The sequence below is a fragment of the Robertmurraya kyonggiensis genome (genome assembly GCF_005116465.1).
Taxonomy (GTDB): Bacteria; Bacillota; Bacilli; order Bacillales; family Cytobacillaceae; genus Robertmurraya; species Robertmurraya kyonggiensis.
Map to the genome: position 1 here is coordinate 33,936 of NZ_SWBM01000004.1, position 21,452 is coordinate 55,387.

General features: G+C 39.1%; 17 protein-coding genes. 1 reads left to right on the forward strand and 16 read right to left on the reverse strand.

What is annotated here, in order from left to right:
- Positions 1-269: 269 nt before the first annotated feature.
- Genes hemL through hemA form a run of 6 tightly spaced genes read right to left on the reverse strand, consistent with a single transcriptional unit; the run spans position 270 to position 6,507 of the window.
- The gene (gene hemL, locus FA727_RS16060) at positions 270-1,556 is read right to left on the reverse strand and encodes a glutamate-1-semialdehyde 2,1-aminomutase (protein WP_136832554.1); all 1,287 of its coding nucleotides are present in this window, start codon (positions 1,554-1,556) and stop codon (positions 270-272) included.
- 38 nt (positions 1,557-1,594) lie between these two features.
- Positions 1,595-2,572 (reverse strand): porphobilinogen synthase, encoded by a 978-nt coding sequence (hemB, locus tag FA727_RS16065; protein ID WP_136832556.1) that lies wholly within the window; start codon positions 2,570-2,572, stop codon positions 1,595-1,597.
- 12 nt (positions 2,573-2,584) lie between these two features.
- On the reverse strand, positions 2,585-3,349 hold the full coding sequence (locus tag FA727_RS16070; protein WP_136832558.1) for a uroporphyrinogen-III synthase: 765 nt from the start codon (positions 3,347-3,349) through the stop codon (positions 2,585-2,587).
- The gene (gene hemC / locus FA727_RS16075; RefSeq protein ID WP_136832559.1) at positions 3,349-4,281 is read right to left on the reverse strand and encodes a hydroxymethylbilane synthase; all 933 of its coding nucleotides are present in this window, start codon (positions 4,279-4,281) and stop codon (positions 3,349-3,351) included. Before hemC ends, FA727_RS16070 begins: the two co-directional genes overlap by 1 nt.
- Before the next feature lie 27 nt (positions 4,282-4,308).
- A complete protein-coding gene (locus tag FA727_RS16080; protein ID WP_136832561.1) occupies positions 4,309-5,142 on the reverse strand; it encodes a cytochrome C assembly family protein in 834 nt (277 codons plus the stop codon).
- A 15-nt stretch (positions 5,143-5,157) separates the two neighbouring features.
- Entirely contained in the window at positions 5,158-6,507 is a 1,350-nt protein-coding gene (gene hemA / locus FA727_RS16085) for a glutamyl-tRNA reductase (RefSeq protein ID WP_136832562.1), read from the reverse strand.
- A 243-nt stretch (positions 6,508-6,750) separates the two neighbouring features.
- Here hemA and FA727_RS16090 point away from each other — a divergent pair, with 243 nt between their 5' ends.
- On the forward strand, positions 6,751-7,236 hold the full coding sequence (locus FA727_RS16090) for a LiaI-LiaF-like domain-containing protein (RefSeq protein WP_136832563.1): 486 nt from the start codon (positions 6,751-6,753) through the stop codon (positions 7,234-7,236).
- A gap of 332 nt (positions 7,237-7,568) precedes the next feature.
- On the opposite strand, the gene yihA is transcribed toward FA727_RS16090, so the two are convergent.
- The 10 genes from yihA to ilvC all read right to left on the reverse strand — a co-directional run bounded on the left by yihA (position 7,569) and on the right by ilvC (position 21,439).
- A complete protein-coding gene (gene yihA / locus FA727_RS16095) occupies positions 7,569-8,150 on the reverse strand; it encodes a ribosome biogenesis GTP-binding protein YihA/YsxC (protein ID WP_136832565.1) in 582 nt (193 codons plus the stop codon).
- Positions 8,150-10,474, reverse strand: coding sequence for an endopeptidase La (lon, locus tag FA727_RS16100; RefSeq protein ID WP_136832566.1), 2,325 nt, complete (start codon positions 10,472-10,474; stop codon positions 8,150-8,152). Before lon ends, yihA begins: the two co-directional genes overlap by 1 nt.
- A 195-nt stretch (positions 10,475-10,669) precedes the next feature.
- On the reverse strand, positions 10,670-12,337 hold the full coding sequence (gene lonB / locus FA727_RS16105) for an ATP-dependent protease LonB (RefSeq protein ID WP_136832568.1): 1,668 nt from the start codon (positions 12,335-12,337) through the stop codon (positions 10,670-10,672).
- Positions 12,338-12,877: 540 nt separating this feature from the next.
- Positions 12,878-14,143 (reverse strand): ATP-dependent protease ATP-binding subunit ClpX, encoded by a 1,266-nt coding sequence (gene clpX, locus FA727_RS16110; protein ID WP_136832569.1) that lies wholly within the window; start codon positions 14,141-14,143, stop codon positions 12,878-12,880.
- Positions 14,144-14,602: 459 nt separating this feature from the next.
- Positions 14,603-15,886, reverse strand: a complete 1,284-nt coding sequence (gene tig, locus FA727_RS16115) for a trigger factor (protein ID WP_136832570.1) — start codon at positions 15,884-15,886, stop codon at positions 14,603-14,605.
- Between the two features lie 158 nt (positions 15,887-16,044).
- Positions 16,045-17,073, reverse strand: coding sequence for a tetratricopeptide repeat protein (locus FA727_RS16120; protein ID WP_136832572.1), 1,029 nt, complete (start codon positions 17,071-17,073; stop codon positions 16,045-16,047).
- A 115-nt stretch (positions 17,074-17,188) separates the two neighbouring features.
- Positions 17,189-17,788, reverse strand: a complete 600-nt coding sequence (leuD, locus tag FA727_RS16125) for a 3-isopropylmalate dehydratase small subunit (RefSeq protein ID WP_136832573.1) — start codon at positions 17,786-17,788, stop codon at positions 17,189-17,191.
- 13 nt (positions 17,789-17,801) lie between these two features.
- A complete protein-coding gene (leuC, locus tag FA727_RS16130) occupies positions 17,802-19,211 on the reverse strand; it encodes a 3-isopropylmalate dehydratase large subunit (RefSeq protein WP_136832575.1) in 1,410 nt (469 codons plus the stop codon).
- 82 nt (positions 19,212-19,293) lie between these two features.
- Positions 19,294-20,406 (reverse strand): 3-isopropylmalate dehydrogenase, encoded by a 1,113-nt coding sequence (gene leuB / locus FA727_RS16135; RefSeq protein ID WP_136832576.1) that lies wholly within the window; start codon positions 20,404-20,406, stop codon positions 19,294-19,296.
- Between the two features lie 19 nt (positions 20,407-20,425).
- On the reverse strand, positions 20,426-21,439 hold the full coding sequence (gene ilvC / locus FA727_RS16140; protein WP_136832578.1) for a ketol-acid reductoisomerase: 1,014 nt from the start codon (positions 21,437-21,439) through the stop codon (positions 20,426-20,428).
- Between the last annotated feature and the right edge of the window lie 13 nt (positions 21,440-21,452).

A 21,452-nucleotide genomic window follows, 5' to 3' on the forward strand; every position in this document is an offset into this window, starting at 1 on the left:
AATTATTTGACAAAAAATCACCTCAACTTTCAGATATTAATGGAGGTAAAATTATTATGATTATTGATCAATCTTTATCTTAAATAATCGAACTTTGTATTAAGTGATTAAACTTTTAACAAATCTCCAGAAGTCTCATACCTTCCGCCCCAATCCTACTTAGAATTACTTTTTATTCCAAGAAATCATTTTGATAAAAAGCATACTTCCAGAGACAAAAAAAGCCGGGAAAATCACAAAAGTGATTAAACCCTGCTTTTCAAATAAATTTATTTTAGCTTTGAAAATGCAATTTCAGCAGCTGCAATTGTTTTTTCAATGTCCTCATCACTGTGAGCAGTGGACAAGAACAATCCTTCAAATTGAGATGGTGGTAAGAACACACCTTGGTTCGCCATCTCACGGTAATAAGCAGCAAAGTAGTCTAAATTCGAGGATTTTGCAGTTTCATAATTGATGACATTTTCATTTGTAAAGAAGAAGCCAATCATTGAACCAGCACGGTTCACTGTGATTGGAATATCATGTTTTTCAGCTGCTTTTTTAAGACCAGCCTCTAACATATCCCCTTTACGAATGAACTCATCGTAAGATTCAGGAGTTAACTGGCTAAGTGTTTCATAACCAGCAGTCATCGCAAGTGGATTACCAGATAATGTTCCAGCTTGATAAATCGGACCACTTGGGGCAATTTGCTCCATGATTTCCGCACGACCACCGTATGCACCAACCGGTAGACCACCACCGATTACTTTTCCAAGACAAGTTAGGTCTGGAGTAATACCAAAGTAACCTTGAGCACAATTATAGCCTACACGGAAGCCTGTCATGACTTCATCAAAGATAAGAAGTGCGCCATATTGCTTCGTAATTTCACGAAGGCCTTCTAAGAATCCTGGTAATGGTGGAACAACACCCATGTTTCCAGCTACAGGTTCTACGATTACCCCTGCGATATCATCGCCGAATTGTTCAAAAGCAAGCTTGACGCCTTCTAGATCATTATAAGGAACTGTAATCGTGTTAATTGCGACTCCTTCTGGAACTCCAGGACTGTCAGGTAAACCTAATGTCGCTACACCTGAACCTGCTTTAATTAACAGAGAGTCACCATGACCATGATAGCACCCTTCAAATTTTAAAATCTTGTTTCGATTCGTATACCCACGTGCAAGACGAAGCGCACTCATTGTCGCTTCTGTACCGGATGAAACCATACGGACGATTTCAATTGAAGGAACTCTCTCTTGAACGAGCTTTGCTAATTCATTTTCCTTTACAGTTGGAGCACCAAAGCTTGTACCCATTTCCGCCACTTTTTTAAGAGCTTCCACCACTTGATCGTTTGTATGACCAAGAATGAGTGGACCCCATGAAAGGACGTAGTCAATATATTCATTGCCATCAATATCATAAATCTTTGAGCCTTTTCCTCGTTCCATGAAAATCGGGTCCATTTGGACTGATTTAAACGCACGAACTGGACTATTTACTCCACCAGGCATTAGTTTTTTTGCTTCTTTAAAAGCAGCAATCGATTTTTCATAAGAGCGCATCATATTCCCTCATTTCCATTGCATTTACTTATTTTCTCTTAAGCTTCTCTTAACCATTTCGCGACATCTTTAGCATGGTATGTAATGATGATGTCTGCACCAGCGCGTTTCATACCCAGTAGCATTTCCATAACGACGCCTTTTTCATCAATCCAGCCGTTCTGAGCAGCTGCTTTGACCATTGAATACTCACCACTTACATTATAAATCACTACAGGTATGGTAAAATTATTTTTCACATCGCGGACGATATCCAAATATGGCATTCCTGGCTTCACGATAAGAAAATCTGCGCCTTCAGCCACATCAGACTCAGCCTCTCTAAATGCTTCTAGACGATTTGCTGGGTCCATTTGATACGTTTTTCTGTCGCCAAATTGAGGTGTACTTTCTGCAGCCTCTCTAAACGGACCGTAGAATGCAGAAGAATATTTTACAGCGTAAGACATGATAGGTACTTCTTCAAAACCAGCTTCATCTAAGCCAGCACGGATAGCGGCCACAAAACCGTCCATCATATTAGAAGGGGCAATAATATCCGCTCCTGCTTTTGCTTGACTGACTGCTGTATCCACCAATAATTTTAATGATGGGTCATTTAAAACTTTCCCGTTTTCAACCATTCCACAATGACCGTGGCTTGTATATTCACATAGACAAGTATCAGCTACCACGATTAATTCTGGGTAATGCTGTTTGATTAAGCGAGTAGCTTCCTGAACAATCCCGTGATCATGGAAAGCACCCGTTCCGCATTCGTCCTTTTCATCTGGAACCCCAAACAATAGAACCGATTTAATTCCTAAAGAAACAACCTCATCGATTTCTGCTAATAATTTATCTAGAGATAACTGGTACACGTCTGGCATAGAAGAAATCTCATTACGAACATTATTTCCTTCTACAACAAAGAGTGGATAAATTAAATCTTCTACATGAAGATGATTTTCACGAACAAGAGAACGCATCGCTGCAGATTGTCTTAAACGACGATGACGACTAAATGATAAACTCATAATTAGTTCCTCCTAATTTTTATGTATTTCTAAAAAAGCTACAACTGCTTTAAGCATTTCAAAAGATGTATAGTTTTCTGGCATGACATGGACGGTCAAGCCGTGCTCCTCACACCTACGTTTTGAGACTGGACCAATCGCTGCTACAATACAATCCTCTATGCACTCTAGAAGATCCAATTCTCTCACAACGCTCATAAAATGATCAATCGTAGATGGACTCGTAAAAGGAAGAACATCTAATTCCTTAGACTTTAGCAATTGAACTAGTTTTTCCTTACTTTCTTCAGGAAAATAAGTTTCATAAATCACCATTTCATCCACGATATGACCCTTATCTTTGAAAAATTGCGCAATCAAATCTCTCGCTAAATTACCTTTCGGAAGTAATAGCTTGTCTCCTTTTTTCACAAACTGTGAAAACTCTTGAACAAAGCTTTCAGCGACATATTCATGCGGCTTAAAGTCCACTTGGACATTACGTCTCAGCAGTGCCTGTTCCGTCTTTTCACCGATGACTGCTATCTTCGGAAGCTGAATATTGTCTTCTGTTCCTACTAGTGAAAAAAATGTTTCTACCGTTACATTACTCGTAAAAATAAGCCAGTCATATGTATGCAAGCTAGGTATTTTTTGATTTTCGACCGGACGGAATGCGAGAAGGGGAATCTCAATAGGAACTCCCCCAAGCTCTTCTACAATAGTCGAAAAGGATTTAGCATTCTTTTTCCCTCTTGGTACAAGAACCTTTTTTCCACGTAAAGTGGCGGAGCTCATTATCCCTCTAACTCCTTTTTCACCTCATCAATAAGAGCTTTAGCTCCCTTATCTGTCAAATACTTAGCAGCTGCATTGCCCAATTCTTCAGGATTTGTTCCTTCTAAACGTTCTTTGTAGATCGTTTTCCCATCTGGAGATGCAACCAATCCAGTGAAGACGATTTTCTCGTTTTCATCGATAAAAGCATACCCTGCAATCGGAACCTGGCATCCGCCCTCCATTTTATTAAGGAAAGCACGCTCTGCTCTTACTGTTTGATCCGTCTTGGCACAAGTAAATTTTTCTAAAAGAGAACGTAGCTCCGTATCGTTTTCTCTGCACTCAATGGATAAAGCTCCTTGTCCTACAGCAGGAAGACACACTTCTGGTTCAAGGAATTCTGTGATCACATCACTTGCCCAGCCCATGCGAGAAAGGCCAGCTGCTGCCAAAATAATCGCATCGTAATCTTCTGTATTCAGCTTTTCTAAACGCGTATCAATATTTCCACGAATCCATTTAATTTCTAAATCAGGACGAACCGCAAGAAGCTGTGCTGCACGGCGCAGACTGCTCGTTCCGATAACAGCACCTCCTTTAAGATCTTTTAAAGGTATATGTCCCTTTGAAATTAACACATCACGATGGTCTTCCCTTACAGGAATTGCACCAATCGTTAAACCTTCAGGAAGTACTGCTGGCATGTCTTTCATACTATGGATAGCAAGATCGATTTCTCCATCTAACATGGCTTGCTCAATTTCTTTAACAAAAAGACCTTTTCCCCCAACTTTTGAAAGGGTCACATCAAGAATTCTGTCCCCTTTTGTCACGATTTCCTTCACTTCAAAATCATAAGAAGGGTCGATTTTCTTTAATTGCTCAATTACCCAGTTCGTTTGGGTTAAAGCTAGCTTACTTCGTCTAGAACCAACAATAAATTTTCTCATGAGAGCCTCCTGCTTCATATATAGAGTCTATGAATTCCAAATATGGAAGGACGATAATTGTCCTGATAGAAAAAAATTAATTAAAACGATAAGAAATGACGCTAAATTCCATAGGGCCAGGTTTTTCCCTTGAATTCCTTTGCCAACACGTAAATACAAATAAACACCATAGACCGTGAGGACAATAAAGGAACCGATTACTTTTGCATCGTACCAAACAACATCTGGAAGCTTGATATATGCCCATTGTAACCCTAGAATAAGTGCCAATAAAAGCATTGGCACACCAATCACATTTAATACGTGAGACATATGCTCCAGCTTTGCCAAATCCGCGATACGGATCAGCTTTTTCCCCCACTTCTTCCTTTTCAATAAATCGTACTGAATGACATACAACAACGAAAATACAGAAGAGATAGAGAATGCACCGTAAGAAAGAATCGCCATCGTAATATGTATGAAAAGTAGCTCCGATGCGAGCTGTCCGACCATAACCTCGGATTCATATTGAATTGGGGCAAAGGTATGGATAACCATAATCGCAAAGCCGACGACATTTGTAAAAAATACGATGAAATCGACCTTCATTAATCGGTTGATACCCAGTGATAATGTAACTAGGACCCAGACATAAAAATATAATCCCTCAAAAATCGTGAGCACAGGAAATCTACCTGTATCTACCATGAATAGCAATAAAAATATCGTCTGTAAAATCCATACAAACGCAAGTAACCAGAAGGCAACTTTATTTGCTTTCCGGTTACTGTAAAGAAAATCAATGAAATATAATAAAATGCTCAATGCATACACAATAATCGTAAGTTCATGAAGCCGAGTCATATATTCTTCAATCATAGTTAGGACCCCTTTTTATGATTGAAAGGAAGCCTGTGGTGTAGCAACAACAGCTTTCTTAAAATCGCCTACTTCTTTCGATTCCTGCTGTTCTTTTACAAGTTCTTCAATGTTGAAGATTTTCATAAATAACGCTAATGATTCATCGGCATCTTTACATCCAGATAATTCTTTTACCTGCAGGATTGGATCCTTTAACATCTGATTGATAATGCTCTTCGTATGCTTATTTAGTACCTTAATATCCCGTTCAGATAAGTGCGGTAGTTTACGTTCAATGCTGTTCATCGTTTCAGCTTGGATGCCCTGAGCTTTTTCTCTTAAAGCAGCAATAACAGGTACAACACCAAGCGTATTTAACCATTGTTTAAACTCAACAATTTCAGCTTCAATCATCAGCATAACTTTATTTGCTTCATGTTGACGTTCTTGTAAGTTTGCTTCAACAATTCCTTCTAGATCGTCGATATCATATAAGAAAACACCCTCTAGCTCTGCAAGCTTCGGATCAAGATCACGAGGAACAGCGATGTCCACCATAAACAATGGCTTGCCTTTACGCATCTTTTCTACGTCTTCCATCATATCTTTTGTAATCACAAAATCCTTTGCACCTGTTGAGCTAATTAAAATATCAGCTTCTAAAAGTGCACATTGAAGTTCATTCAAAGATTTTGCTTGTCCGGAAAAACGCTCCGCTAAGCTTTGTGCTTTTTCAAATGTTCTATTAATAACCGTTACCTCGCTAACACCGTTTGCATAGAGGTTCTGAATAGCCAGTTCACCCATTTTACCAGCACCAACAATGAGAACATGCTTATCTTCTAATGAACCAAATATCTTTTTCGCTAATTCAACAGCTGCGTAACTAATGGAGACTGCGTTTGCACCAATCTCTGTTTCAGAGTGCGCACGTTTCGAAAGTGTAATGACTTGTTTAAATAAGTGATTAAATACCGTACCCGTGCTTTTGATTTCTTGTGCCTGGAAAAAGCTTGTGCGAACTTGACCTAGGATTTGTGTTTCGCCTAGTACCATAGAATCTAAGCCGCAGGCAACATTAAATAGATGGTCTAGTGCCCCATCTTGTTCATAAGCAAATAAATATGGTGAAAATTCTTGTTGTGGAATATCAAACCACTCTGACAGAAATTCTTTTATATAATAACGGCCAGTATGGAGCTGGTCGACAACAGCATAGATCTCCGTACGATTACATGTTGATACTATAACGTTTTCGAGTATGCTTTTTTTCACGCTCAATTTCTGCATGGCTTCCGCAAGAACAGAAGGGTCAAACGTAAGTTTTTCTCGAATTTCTACAGGGGCAGTTTTGTAATTTAGACCGACAGTTAGTATATGCATGCTTTTTTCGCACCCCCACTTGATAATCACAATTACTTAATAATAATTATAACATGAAATAATGCAGAAAGATTTTATAAATGTGAACATATGGTGAATAGCTGTGATATTATATAATGCGTAAACACCAAAATATTAAAATTATCCTACAAGAGGATTCGCAAGTTTACGACAAAGTTCGTCCTCTAGTACCATAACAAAAATAGCTTGCCTATTCAAGTAAACAATATTGGAAGTGAAACAATGAAAAATCAACGTATTTTCCCAGGAATTATCCTTTTAGGATTCGGGATCTTTTTTTATTTACAGCAATCACAAATTACTCTGTTTCAAGGATTTGATACTTGGCCAACAATCCTGCTCATCGTTGGAATTGCCTTTTTATTTCAGGGATATATGGCAAAGGACCACGAAGCGATTTTACCCGGCGTTATTTTAGCTGGATTTGGCCTACATTTTCATGTTATTGAGAGATTCTCAATTTGGCCAAATTCGATTGGAGCTTTCATTCTCATAATTGCATTAGGCTTCCTTCTCCGCTATCAAAAGGTCGGAGACGGGCTCATTCAAGGAATTTTATTCTTAGTATTATCAATTGTATTGCTGTTTTATGACAAAATTACCGGATGGTTAGGATTAATTGAAAACGGAACGGCGGCCGTATGGGAATTTTGGCCAATTATCCTAGTTGTTTTCGGGGTATATTTGTTGTTTATTAAGAAGAAATAGATGGTGGATGGAATCATGGGGACATCTTTATCGGGTTTTCTGAAATAGTTGTCTTTATGAACACTCCATGCGGACACTATTCACCCGGTTCCACTAATTAGTGTCTTTATGAACGCTTCATGCGGACACTATTCACTCGTTTCCACTAACTAGTGTCTTTATGAACGCTCCATGCGGTCACTATTCACAGGATTTCCCTAATTAGTGTCTTCATGCGGTTGTAATTCACGTGTAATCAGAAATCTTTGTCCACACGCAAACTCCTAATCGAAGAAAATAGAAAGGCGGTACAAAAGGTCTTATAATCGACCTTTTGTACCGCCTTTTCTTTATTACATATAGCTTTTAATAATTGACCAAGCTTCGTCTTTTCCATGTCCTGTTTCGGAAGAGAAGAGCACGATATGATCATCTGGGTCTAAATCTAATGTTTCTTTTGTCACTTTAAAATGTTTCTGCCATTGTGATTTTGAGATTTTATCTGCTTTTGTGGCAATAATGATACACGGAATACCATAATGCTTCAAAAAGTCATACATCATCACATCATCTTGTGTTGGGGGATGTCGTAAATCAACGATTAAGATGACCGCTTTTAGCTGCTCTCTCTTCGTTAAATACGTCTCAATCATTTTTCCCCAAGCTTCTCTTTCCTTTTTCGAAACCTTTGCATATCCATATCCAGGGACATCGACAAAATGTAAAATCTCATTAATCAAATAGAAATTTAACGTCTGAGTCTTACCTGGCTTTGATGAAATCCTCGCCAAACCTTTTCGATTCAGCATCTTATTAATAAAAGAGGATTTACCTACGTTTGAACGACCTGCTAACGCGAACTCTGGTAATTCGGTTTCTGGATATTGATCCGGTTTTACTGCACTAATTACTATCTCTGAACTAACAACTTTCATTACTCTGCACCACCACTCAAAGCATGCTTTAACACTTCATCCACATGAGTAACAGGTACAAACACGAGATCATTGCGCACACTTTCTGGAATATCTTCTATGTCTTTTTCATTGTCTTTCGGTAAAATAATTTTCGTAAGTCCCGCACGATGGGCACTTAACGTTTTTTCCTTCAAACCACCGATTGGAAGGACACGGCCTCTAAGGGTAATTTCACCTGTCATACCAACTTCTTTTCTAATTGGCTTTCCTGTTAAAGCTGATACAAGTGCGGTTGCCATCGTAATTCCAGCTGAAGGGCCATCCTTTGGCACCGCTCCCTCAGGAACGTGTATATGAATATCATGTTTCTCATGAAAATCAGGATCGATTCCAAGTTCCTCCGCTTTCGAGCGGATGTAACTAAACGCCGCTTGAGCAGATTCCTTCATCACATCGCCTAATTTTCCTGTTAAAATAAGCTTTCCTTTTCCTGGAGATAAGGAAACCTCAATTTGTAATGTGTCTCCACCGACTGTTGTATAAGCAAGACCAGTCGCTACTCCAACTTGGTCTTCTAGTTCAGCTTGACCATAGCGGAAAATCGTTTTACCTAAAAACTCTTCCACATTTTTCTCTGAAACGATTACTTTCTTCTTCTCATTGGAAACAATGATCCGAGCCGTTTTTCTACAAATAGCTGCTAATTGACGCTCTAAACTACGTACACCAGCTTCTCTTGTATAATAACGGACAATTTTTTGAATGCCATCCTCACGTACTTGGAGCTGAGATTTGGTCATGCCATGATCTTTAATCTGCTTTGGTAGCAAGTGATCCTTGGCAATATGAATCTTTTCCAATTCAGTGTATCCGGCAATTGTGATAATTTCCATACGATCTCTTAAAGGACCTGGGATTGATGATAAATCATTTGCCGTAGCAATGAACATAACTTTAGACAAATCATATGTTTCTTCAATATAGTGATCGCTAAAATTATGGTTTTGTTCTGGGTCTAAAACCTCTAACATTGCTGCAGAAGGGTCTCCTCTAAAATCACTAGACATTTTATCGATTTCATCTAACAAGAAAACAGGATTAATCGTACCAGCTTTTTTCATCCCTTGAATAATTCGTCCAGGCATCGCACCTACATAGGTTCTTCTATGGCCACGAATTTCTGATTCATCCCGTACTCCACCAAGGGAAATACGAACAAAATTACGATTTAAGGAACGAGCAATGGAACGAGCAAGGCTTGTTTTACCTACTCCAGGAGGTCCAGCTAAGCATAAAATTGGTCCCTTTAGCGAATTCGTCATCTGTTGCACAGCTAAATATTCTAAGACCCGTTCCTTTACCTTTTCAAGCCCATAATGGTCATCGTTCAATATTTTTTCTGCCTTATTAATATCGAGATCATCATCTGTTGCATTTGTCCAAGGCAATGAGATGAGCCAATCTAGATAATTACGAATCACAGAGCTTTCAGCAGAAGTCGATGGAACCTTTTCATAACGGTCTAATTCCTTCAAAGCAACTTTCTTGACGTTCTCCGTCATATTCGCCTTTTCAATTTTCTCCGTTAATTCAGCGATTTCACCCGTCTTGCCTTCTTTATCGCCAAGCTCTTTCTGAATCGCCTTCATTTGTTCACGCAAATAATACTCTTTTTGCGTTCTTTCCATCGATTTCTTAACTCGTTGACCAATTTTTTTTTCTAAATTAAGCACTTCTTTTTCGTTATGAATGATTTCGATTAAACGATTAACTCTTTCTTTTACATTAATCGTTTCAAGGATTTCCTGCTTTTCCTTCAGCTTCAACGGAAGATGAGAAGCAACGATATCTGCTAATCTTCCCGGTTCTTCGATATCCACTAAGCTAGAATAGGTTTCAGCCGAAATCTTTTTCGACATTTTTATGTATTGCTCAAAATATTCAAGGAGCGTTCTCATGAATGCTTCATCTTCAACATCTTTTTCTGCCCCATCAACGTATGTTTTCAGGCTAACTGCATAATGATCCTTTTCATCAAAAAACTTGATGATTTCGGCTCTTTTTAACCCTTCAACTAAAACACGAATCGTCCCGTTTGGAAGCTTGAGCATTTGTTTAACCTTTGTTAAGGTCCCCATTGTGTATAAATCCTCTTCGAGAGGTTCATCTATGGATATATCTTTTTGAGTAGTTAAAAAAATGAGACTGTCATCAACCATTGCCTTTTCTAAAGCTTGCACAGATTTATCCCGGCCCACATCAAGATGCAAGACCATTGTAGGATATACTAGTAAGCCACGAAGCGGCAGGAGGGGGACGATAATGTCTTTCTTTTTCGCCATTCTCTAGCACCTCCAAATGCATATGTATCTTCAAAATTTAAGGATAATTCATTGTACAATTCTATCGTATTTGCTACCAATAGTCTATTTTAAGGCACATGAAGTATTTTTATTATCTGTATTCCGATTGGTTGATTATACTAAAAGACAAACAAAAACCTCGGTTTTCTAAGGCAACCGAAGTTTTTATTTAACCTAAATACTTTCTTTTTTCTTCAGTTCGATTGATGCTGTAATCGCTTGTTGTGTTGGGTTTTCTTTTAATAAGGCAACATCAAATACTTCTGATAAGTGAGTAACCGGTACAATATTTATTCCGTCAATTTCATTCAAGATGGTTTGGAGGTTTTCTTTTGGAATAATGACAGTCGTCGCACCAGCCTTTTTTGCCGCCTTGATTTTTGGATAGACGCCGCCAATTGGTTTCACATTGCCGTGAATACTTATTTCACCAGTCATCGCCACAGTGTGGTCAATTGGCCGTTTGTAAATTGCAGAATAGATGCCCGTCGCCATCGCAATCCCTGCAGATGGCCCATCTATTGGTACTCCACCAGGGAAATTTACATGGATATCAAATTCATCAGCTGGTACACCCATTGAACGAAGTACGGTAATTACATTTTCGATCGACCCTCTTGCCATACTCTTTCTTTTGATCGATTTACTTCTATCTCCAATACTTTCTTCCTCAACGATACCTGTAATATTAATCGAACCCTTAATTTTAGCCGGAATAGCCATAACTTCAATTTCTAATAAAGAGCCTGTATTCGGCCCGTACACCGCCAGCCCATTTACTAAACCTATTGAGGAAAAATTCATTATTTTTCTTTCCATACGAGGTGTCAGTTGACTAGAATGAACGACCCATTCAATATCTTCATCCTTGATAAAATCACGATCTTCCTGAATCGCAATTCCAGCAGAGGTTTGAATTAAATTAACTGCTTCACGACCATTTCGTGCATAGTTCGCAAGTGTAGCTAACCCTGTTTCACTAATTTTCAATCTTACTTTCTCTGCTGCTTTTCTTCCAACCTTTTCAATTTCTTCATCTGTTAGTTCACGGAAAAAGACTTCCATACATCTTGACCGGATCGCAGGAGGAATTTCACTTGGTGTCCTCGTTGTAGCACCAATGAGACGAAAATCAGCAGGCAAACCATTTTTAAAAATATCATGGATATGAGTAGGGATTTGGGTATTTTCTTCATTATAATAAGCACTTTCTAGAAAAACCTTTCGATCCTCTAATACCTTTAAAAGCTTATTCATTTGAATCGGATGCAATTCACCAATTTCATCAATAAACAAGACCCCGCCATGAGCATTCGTCACAGCTCCCTGTTTTGGCTGTGGAATTCCAGCCTGCCCCATGGCACCTGCACCTTGATAAATCGGATCATGAACGGAGCCGATTAGCGGGTCGGCAATTCCTCTTTCATCAAATCGGGCAGTTGTTGCATCTAATTCAACGAACACAGAGGAATTCTTAAATGGAGATTTCGGATTCTTTTTTGCTTCTTCTAAAACAAGGCGAGCAGCAGCTGTTTTTCCAACTCCAGGCGGCCCATAAATGATGACGTGCTGTGGATTAGGTCCACATAATGCAGCCTTTAGTGCTTTAATGCCGTCCTCTTGTCCAACGATGTCTGAGAAGGTAGATGGGCGAACCCGTTCTGAGAGCGGTTCAGTTAAAGAAATGGACCTCATTTTTCTTAATTGGTCCATTTCCTTTCTCGATTCCCTATCTATCGATACTTTTTGGGTACGCTGATTCCTTAGTAAATTCCAAAAATAAAGCCCTATGACAATCCCGAAAAAAAGCTGGATAAATAAGGCTATCGCTGTCCAACTCATTGGTTTTCCCTCCTGTATCTCTAGCTTGTTTGTATACTTGCTAGTATCTCCTTCAAAAGTTTGGAATAAACAAGATTTTTTGAGAAAACTTCCTTCAACATAGGTCCTTTTGAGTACCTATTTTTATTGAATTTTATACGCTGGCTGATAAAAAGAGTCTGATTTCCGCATCTAAGAGCCAGACGCCCGCAATTAGTAACACAGGTTTAGCCCCCAGGCTGATAAATAGAAGGAAAAATTCCGCTTAATTAGCAAATATCATAAAAAAAAGTTCAATTAGACGGAGGTATTCCGTCTATCGATTCGAAAAACGTGAAAATAGGAGATTTTGCTTTGTATAAGCGGAAAATCTCCGTCTAATTCCCGCGTAACGAGCTCCGTATTGTATATAACCGGAAAATTTCCGCTAATTATTTTATGTTTGCTGGTAACTCGATTAAAGATGATGATACGACTTCTCCCGTTTACAGCAAAAACAAAAAACTGCCCCAGAAGATCATCTAAATGACCTTAAGGGGCAGTTCTTCAAGTTAACATCGCTTACGCAGATGTTTTTGTTTCTTTTTCAATTAAAGTGCCATCGTTTAATAAAAGCTTTGGCGCGCTATTGTCCGTAACGGTTTCCTTCGTAATAATACATTTTGTGATATCATCACGAGATGGTAAATCGTACATCACATCAAGCATAATTGCTTCAATGATAGAACGAAGTCCACGAGCTCCTGTCTTACGTTCAATTGCCTTTTTCGCAATTTCCTTAAGAGCGTCTTCTTCAAAATCAAGCTCTACATCATCAAGCTCAAGCATTTTTTGATATTGTTTCACCAATGCATTCTTTGGCTTTGTTAAGATCTCAATTAATGCGTCTTCATCAAGAGGAGTTAGACTCGCAATGACCGGTAAACGACCAATGAACTCCGGAATTAGACCAAATCTTAATAAGTCCTCAGGTAAAACTTTTGATAATAAGTCCTTATCTTCAATCTCATGCTTTTTCACATCTGAACCAAATCCAATTACCTTTTGGCCAAGGCGACGCTTAATAATCGGTTCAATTCCGTCAAATGCTCCACCACAGATAAACAAGATATTCGTTGTATCAATTTGAATGAATTCTTGATGAGGATGCTTTCTTCCACCTTGTGGTGGTACACTCGCTACCGTACCTTCAAGAATTTTTAATAATGCTTGCTGTACACCTTCACCAGATACGTCTCTTGTAATAGACGGGTTCTCTGACTTACGAGCAACCTTATCGATCTCATCGATATAAATAATTCCTTTTTCCGCTTTTTCAACATCATAATCAGCCGCTTGAATCAGCTTTAATAAAATGTTTTCAACATCTTCACCAACGTAACCAGCCTCCGTAAGTGATGTTGCATCCGCAATCGCAAATGGAACATTTAGAATACGAGCAAGTGTCTGTGCAAGTAATGTCTTACCACTACCTGTTGGACCAATCATCGCAATATTACTTTTTGATAACTCCACATCATCAATTTTACTGTTAGAATTAATACGCTTGTAATGGTTATAAACAGCTACAGCTAAATTCTTCTTCGCTTGGTCCTGACCAATAACGTATTCGTCTAAAATATCACGAATTTCTTTCGGCTTCGGTACATCCTTAAACTCAACTTCTTCTTCAGTACCTAGCTCTTCTTCCACGATCTCTGTGCAAAGTTCAATACATTCATCACATATATATACACCTGGTCCAGCTACAAGCTTTCGAACCTGATCCTGCGTCTTGCCACAGAAGGAACACTTTAATTGTCCTTTTTCATCATTAAATTTAAACAATTTCTTCACCCCTTGAAAAACTTCTAAACCATCTCAGGCCCTGCAGATCTAATCTGTCTTCTATCTAAACTATCTTTACTCAATTCCATTTTACGTGGGTAAAAGGAGCAAAAAAATCCCTCCAAAAACCCTAGGTCAAGCTTCAAATATTCCGTAGTTATGTATTGCATTGTACCACATTTTATGTAAGGACAGGAAACAATAACCCTTGAAGGTTTGAGATCGATTTAACTTTTCTTGCGTGATGTGGAATTTACTCGTGTACAGTTAAGCTTAACCAAAATGGACTAACTTAAGTCGGTAGTTTTTGCTAAAGATATTTTTGCAATTACCTGACTTTTCGCTTTGCCTTTTGCTTAAGGCTTATTAAATAGTATATGTATGAAGATTATTGTATAAAACAAGGCACGATAAAATCGCGCCTTGTTTATTAAAATTTTTCTTATTTAGGTAATTGAATTAGATTGTTTTGCTGTTTTCAACTAGGAAGTTAACGGCTTTACGAACCTGAATGTCCGCTTTTAGTCCTTCTAAGTTTCCAAGTGCAGTTGTAATGTTTTCAACAGTCATGTTGTACATTTCAGCCATTTTGTTAAGCTCTGCATCAACTTCTTCAGGAGTTACTTCGATGTTTTCTGCTTTTGCAACTGCTTCAAGAGTTAAGTTAATGCGTACACGTGTAGCAGCTTCTTCCTTCATTTGTGCACGAAGAGCAGCTTCATCTTGTCCTGAGAATTGGTAGTAAAGATCAAGATTTAAACCTTGCATTTGGATGCGTTGCTCGAATTCTTGTAACATACGGTCCACTTCGTTTTCAACCAATACTTCAGGTACGTCGATTTCAGCATTTTCAGCTGCTTTTTCAACAACTGCATCACGAACACTATGTTCAGCTTCATGCTTCTTGTTATCTTCTAAACGTGTTTTGATTTTTTCTTTTAATGCATCTAAAGTTTCAACTTCATCATCTGCATCTTTAGCAAATTCATCATCAAGTTCAGGAAGTACTTTACCTTTTACTTCATGAAGCTTTACTTTAAATACTGCTTTCTTACCAGCAAGCTCAGCAGCATGGTAATCTTCAGGGAATGTTACTTCAACTTCCTTTTCTTCTCCAGCAGCAGTACCAACTAATTGCTCTTCGAAGCCAGGAATGAATTGACCAGAACCAAGAACTAATGAATAGTTATCAGCTTGTCCGCCTTCGAAAGCTTCTCCATCAACGAAACCTTCAAAGTCCATAACAACTGTGTCGCCATCTACAGCTTTTTCGTTTTCTTTAACAACAAGCTCAGCATGACGCTCTTGAAGAGACTTTAATTCTGCTTCTACATCTTCAGCTGTTACTTCTGTATCAACCTTTTCAACTTCTAGGCCTTTGTATTCGCCAAGCTTAACTTCTGGCTTAACAGTTACAGTAGCTTTGAAAATTAAGCTCTTGCCTTGTTCAACTTGCTCTACATCGATTTCAGGGCGATCTACTGGCTCAATTCCAGCTTCGTCGATTGCCTTTGTATATGCTTCAGGAAGTAAAATATCGATAGCATCTTGGTATAAAGATTCTACTCCGAAACGCTTTTCAAACATTGCACGAGGCATTTTCCCTTTACGGAAGCCAGGTACGCTAACCTTTTGTACTACTTTTTTGAATGCAGCGTCTAAACCTTCGTTAAACTTTTCTGCATCTACTTCAAATGTAAGAACCCCTTGGTTCCCTTCTTGTTTTTCCCATTTTGCAGACATACTAAAATTCCCTCCAAAAATCTATTATCATTTTCATTTACTGATTAAATGATGAATATGTATCGTGAAATCCATATCCAATTAATATGTAAATACAAAAATTACACATTACAACCACTACATTATAACATACGATTTGTCCGTTTCAACTACAGAAGCTAGATTATCGGATAAGAAATTTTTTCTAATTTTCTTATGAAAGAACATGCCTTTTCCATTTCTACTAGCTCTACCTTATACCGAAAAGCCATATCCTCTATCAGCATCTCCACTCCATTAAATTCTAAGCCAATGAGATGATATGAAGCTGCCCATACGTGCTGATCCTTAGGTTCTAATTCAAATGGAGAGATTAGAAACATGTGTCTTTCTAAGAGACTTAGTACCTGTTGAAACAAAATCGGATCCTTATCCTCAATCGGATTTAGTATCTCTTTTATCTCAAGAAATTGCTCACTCTCCCGAATCGGAAGAATGTTTGTTGGAATCACGGTTTTCTCCGAACCGAATTTCTCAATAAGAATCTCTTTCTCATACTCTTGCTCTTGTAAAATATTTAATAGCATTGTTTTAAGAAAAGGATGACCTTCTTTACTTTTCAAATAATCCTTCACTTCATCTATGTATGGTCTTACATTTTTATGTGCAAGTTCTGCAATCGCTAGGACCTGTTTATTAGGGTCCACATCTAAGGATAAATTCACAGGTTGGTCGGAATCGAATAAATCCTCATCTTCTTCCTCATAATCCGAAAAGGTTCTAGCTTCTGCCATTCGTTTACTAAAGGCGAGTAACTTTGAAAAATGCTCTTGCTTATCAAGGGGAATCTCCCTTTCTTCCTCCAGAATTTCAATCGTCATGATGATTTCATCATATTCATGGAGTTGAACAAGAATCATTAGATATAAGTCAACGGTTTGAAAATAATCACCGATATCTTCCTTCAGCATTTCTTTCGCAAGCTGTTTCGCATTTTGCAAAGCTCCTGCTTCATAATAGGCTAAGACAAGACCAATATAAATATCCGAATCCTCAGGGGCGAGTGCTTTAGCCTCTTCAAACAGTTGAATAGCCTCTGAAAAATTTTTCTCTTGAAGTTGTTCTAGCCCTCGGTCTAGTAACCTCTTTTCAAGGTTTGGAAATAGAATAACATTGCCATCTATTCTCTTTCGTCCCTTTTTTTTCATAATTGTACCGCCTTAAATTTTAATGAGGTTAGTTTAGCATGTACGAATAAAAAAAACAAAAATAGAAGCAAGCGGAAGTTTTGCCGTTTGCTTCTATTGCAAATGATCATATCCATCAAATCTGTAGCGCAGTTTCCCGTTGTTGCTCAAAAGCTGAAATTTTATCATCGAGCTGAAGGGTGATTTCAATCTCATCCCATCCATTCACAAGCATCGCTTTCCAATATTGTGAGATTGGGAACTGTGCTGAAAAACCTTCATGGTCGGTAACACTCTGCTTTTCTAAATCGATCGAAAGGGTAAAGGAGTTCTCCTTCCCTTTTGCTAGTAAGAATCCGACTTCCTCTTCTGTTAAAACTATAGGAACGATTCCATTTTTTAAACAATTTTGATGAAAAATATCAGCAAAAGAAGGTGCGATAACAGCCTTAAATCCGTAATCAAGGAGTGCCCACGGCGCATGTTCTCTTGAAGAACCACAACCAAAGTTTTCATTGGCGATCAAGATCGTTGCCCCTTGATTTTCCGGCTTATTTAATTCGAACTCTTCATTAAGTACTCCTTCAGCTTGATAACGCCAGTCATAAAATAAGAATCTACCAAACCCTGTTTTTTCAATTCTTTTTAGAAATTGCTTTGGAATGATTTGATCCGTATCGACATTGGCTCGATCAAGCGCTACGGCTTTGCCTTCGAATTCTTTGATTCCACTCATTGTAATCCCTCCTTTAAACTGCCCCTACGGTAACCTTGCGGATATCAACAAAATGACCATTTAAAGCTGCAGCTGCAGCCATTTGTGGACTTACGAGATGCGTTCTTGCTCCCGCACCTTGACGACCTTCAAAATTCCGGTTCGAGGTAGAAGCACAATGTTCGCCATTTGGAACGACATCCGCATTCATGCTTAGGCACATACTACAACCTGCATCGCGCCATTCAAATCCTGCATCAACAAAAATTTTATCTAAGCCTTCTGCTTCGGCAATTTTTTTAACCTGTTGAGAACCAGGTACAACTAATGCTCGGACCTGAGGATGTACTTGTTTTCCTTTTACAACCTCGGCGGCTGCACGAATATCCTCAATTCTCGAGTTTGTACAAGAACCAATAAACACATGTTGAATCTTAATATCTTCGATTCTTTGACCTTCTGATAATCCCATATATGAGAGAGCTCTCACAAGAGAGTCTTTCTCTAGTTCAGTCTGATAATCATTTTGACGAGGGATGCTAGCATCTACCTTTGCTGTCATCGATGGATTTGTTCCCCAGCTGACCATTGGAGCAATATCACTTCCATCAACAACGATAACCTTGTCATATTCAGCATCCGAATCAGAGGCAATTGCTTTCCATTGCTGGACAACTTGGTCAAATTGTTCACCTGTTGGTACATTCTTGCGTCCTCGTAAATATTCAAAGGTTGTCTCATCAGGACTTACTAATCCAGCTCGAGCTCCACCCTCAATTGACATATTACAAATTGTCATTCTCTCTTCCATCGACAGGTTCTTGATGACATCCCCACAGTACTCAATGACATACCCTGTACCAAATCGAATCCCATAAGTAGCAAGAACGTACAAAATAACATCCTTTGCTGTTACACCCTTTGCCAGCTCTCCATTAATTTCAAGCTTCAATGTTTTGGGCTTTGTTTGCCATAGGGTTTGTGTTGCCAAAACATGCTCGACCTCACTCGTTCCAATTCCAAAGGCCAATGCCCCAAAGGCACCGTGAGTAGAGGTGTGGCTATCTCCACAAACAATCGTTTTTCCTGGCTGTGTAAGACCTAACTCAGGACCAATAACGTGGACAATTCCTTGCTCTGGACTATCAATGCCCGCAAGCTCCACTCCAAATTCGAGACAGTTCTTTTCAAGGGTTGTCATTTGATTTAAGGCGACCTGGTCATCGATTTGCGTACGATTAATGGTCGGAACATTGTGATCCATGGTAGCAAATGTTTTATCCGGCCTACGAACCTTCCGATTTTTCATCCTTAAGCCTGAAAATGCCTGTGGTGAGGTAACTTCGTGAACAAGATGTAAATCGATATAGAGCAAATCTGGTTTTCCTTCTTCTCTGTGGACTACATGCTCTGCCCAAATCTTATCAACGATTGATTTCCCCATCTTTATCCCCTCCTGAAATTACTTTATAGTCAAACACGACCTCTAGGGTCGTGTTTGAGAGTGACTAAGCAAAACTCAAAAATCAGACGTAACAACTCATAATGCTCTGAGTGGCTTCATTATCAAGAATTGTCGCCTTTACTTCTTCCACCATTTCCGTTGTTGAGACTAGCTTTTTCCCTGGTGATGCAATATCTTTCGTACGGAAGCCATTATTTAACACTTCATTTACAGACGCCTCTACCGCTTGAGCCTCTTCCTCTAGCCCAAAGGAAAGTCTTAGCATCATCGCAACCGATAAAATTGTAGCAAGTGGATTCGCAATGTTTTGCCCTTCAATATCTGGTGCCGAGCCATGAATTGGTTCATACAGGTATGGACCTTTTTCTGAAATACTAGCCGATGGTAGCATCCCAAGGGAACCAGTTAAAACAGAAGCCTCATCGCTCAAAATATCTCCAAACATATTCTCTGTTACAACAACGTCGAATTGCTTTGGGTTCCGCACCATCTGCATCGCTGCATTGTCTACAAGCATATGCTCAAGGGTTACTTCTGGGAAATCCTTCGCCACTTCCTCCGCAACTTCTCTCCACATTCGACTAGATTCCAAGACATTGGCCTTATCAACAGAAGTGACTTTGCCACCACGATTTTGGGCTAACTCAAACGCAAGCTTGATCACTCGAGTCATTTCCTCTTTTTGATAAAACAACGTATCAACTACGACATCACGACCATCCTGCGTAGAACGCTCACTTGGCTTTCCAAAATAAAGGCCACCAGTTAGCTCTCGCACCATTAATAGATCGACATCCTCAATCACTTCTTTTTTCAATGGTGAAGCATCTGCAAGACTAGAATAATAGAGTGTGGGACGTAAATTTGCATAAAGGTCGAGTTCTTTACGAATTTTTAGTAGACCTCTTTCCGGACGTAGATGGACAGGTATTTGATCCCACTTCGGACCACCAACTGCACCTAATAGAACCGCATCGCTATCTTTGCATAGCCGGGTTGTTTCATCTGGTAATGGTGTACCCATCTCATCTACTGCGCCACCACCAATTTTCCCATAGGAGAAGGAAAACTGGTGTCCAAATCGTTCTCCAATTGCTTGGAGGACCTCAACTGCACCTCTAGTAACCTCTTTTCCAATACCGTCTCCTGGTAAAATAGCGATTCGTTTTTTCACCATTACCCCTCCATTAAATTTATTTTGATACAACTTCCTTTTTACGATTTTTATTCACAAACGGCATCATCGCACGAAGCTCTTTACCAACCTTTTCGATTAGATGCTCATTTTCGCTTTCATTGATGGCATTGAATACAGGACGGTTTGCTTGGTTTTCAAGAATCCAGCTCTTTGCAAAATGCCCATCTTGGATATCCTTTAGAACTGCTTTCATTTCTTTCTTCACTTCATCTGTTACAATACGAGGTCCTGTGACAAAATCACCCCATTGTGCTGTATCAGAGATGGAATAGCGCATTCCAGCTAAACCGCCTTCATACATTAAGTCTACGATTAGCTTTAATTCATGTAATGTTTCAAAATACGCTAATTCTGGCTGATACCCCGCTTCTACAAGAGTTTCAAATCCTGCTTTAACGAGGGCAGTCGTACCGCCGCAAAGTACAGCTTGTTCACCAAAAAGATCCGTTTCAGTTTCTTCTTTGAATGTTGTTTCAAGTGCTCCAGCTCTTAAAGCCCCAATTGCTCTTGCGTATGCAAGTGCCAATTCTCTAGCTTCTCCAGAAACATCTTGATAGATGGCAAACAATGCAGGCACACCAGCATCCTCTTGATACGTTCTTCTGACGAGATGTCCTGGACCTTTTGGAGCCACTAATAGAACATCGCAAGTTTTTGGTGGAACGATTTGATGGAAATGAATATTGAAACCATGAGCGAACATTAGCGCTTGGTGCGTCAGATTTGGTTCAATTTCTTCCTTGTATACTTTCGGTTGTAATTCATCTGGTAAAAGAATCATAACAACATCTGCTTGTGCAGTTGCTTCTCCAACAGAATATACTTCCAATCCATCTTCTACTGCCTTATCCCAAGACTTTCCTTGACGTAATCCAACAACAACGTTTACTCCACTGTCTCTCATATTCAATGCATGGGCATGCCCTTGTGAACCATATCCAATAACAGCTACCTTTTTTCCATTTAAATATTGCTCGTTTGCATCTCCGTTATAATACATTTTTGCCATTTGTAATCTCCCT

What these genes read in the sequence shown, in the direction of transcription:
- FA727_RS16120 (WP_136832572.1), bottom strand. Translation starts at nt 17,073, where the DNA reads ATGAAAAAAAAGGGACGAAAGAGAATAGATGGCAATGTTATTCTATTT.
- leuD (WP_136832573.1), bottom strand. Translation starts at nt 17,788, where the DNA reads ATGAGTGGAATCAAAGAATTCGAAGGCAAAGCCGTAGCGCTTGATCGA.
- hemL (WP_136832554.1), bottom strand. Translation starts at nt 1,556, where the DNA reads ATGCGCTCTTATGAAAAATCGATTGCTGCTTTTAAAGAAGCAAAAAAA.
- FA727_RS16080 (WP_136832561.1), bottom strand. Translation starts at nt 5,142, where the DNA reads ATGATTGAAGAATATATGACTCGGCTTCATGAACTTACGATTATTGTG.
- FA727_RS16090 (WP_136832563.1), top strand. Translation starts at nt 6,751, where the DNA reads ATGAAAAATCAACGTATTTTCCCAGGAATTATCCTTTTAGGATTCGGG.
- lon (WP_136832566.1), bottom strand. Translation starts at nt 10,474, where the DNA reads ATGGCGAAAAAGAAAGACATTATCGTCCCCCTCCTGCCGCTTCGTGGC.
- leuC (WP_136832575.1), bottom strand. Translation starts at nt 19,211, where the DNA reads ATGGGGAAATCAATCGTTGATAAGATTTGGGCAGAGCATGTAGTCCAC.
- FA727_RS16070 (WP_136832558.1), bottom strand. Translation starts at nt 3,349, where the DNA reads ATGAGCTCCGCCACTTTACGTGGAAAAAAGGTTCTTGTACCAAGAGGG.
- hemA (WP_136832562.1), bottom strand. Translation starts at nt 6,507, where the DNA reads ATGCATATACTAACTGTCGGTCTAAATTACAAAACTGCCCCTGTAGAA.
- tig (WP_136832570.1), bottom strand. Translation starts at nt 15,886, where the DNA reads ATGTCTGCAAAATGGGAAAAACAAGAAGGGAACCAAGGGGTTCTTACA.
- hemB (WP_136832556.1), bottom strand. Translation starts at nt 2,572, where the DNA reads ATGAGTTTATCATTTAGTCGTCATCGTCGTTTAAGACAATCTGCAGCG.
- yihA (WP_136832565.1), bottom strand. Translation starts at nt 8,150, where the DNA reads ATGAAAGTTGTTAGTTCAGAGATAGTAATTAGTGCAGTAAAACCGGAT.
- lonB (WP_136832568.1), bottom strand. Translation starts at nt 12,337, where the DNA reads ATGAGTTGGACAGCGATAGCCTTATTTATCCAGCTTTTTTTCGGGATT.
- hemC (WP_136832559.1), bottom strand. Translation starts at nt 4,281, where the DNA reads ATGAGAAAATTTATTGTTGGTTCTAGACGAAGTAAGCTAGCTTTAACC.
- ilvC (WP_136832578.1), bottom strand. Translation starts at nt 21,439, where the DNA reads ATGGCAAAAATGTATTATAACGGAGATGCAAACGAGCAATATTTAAAT.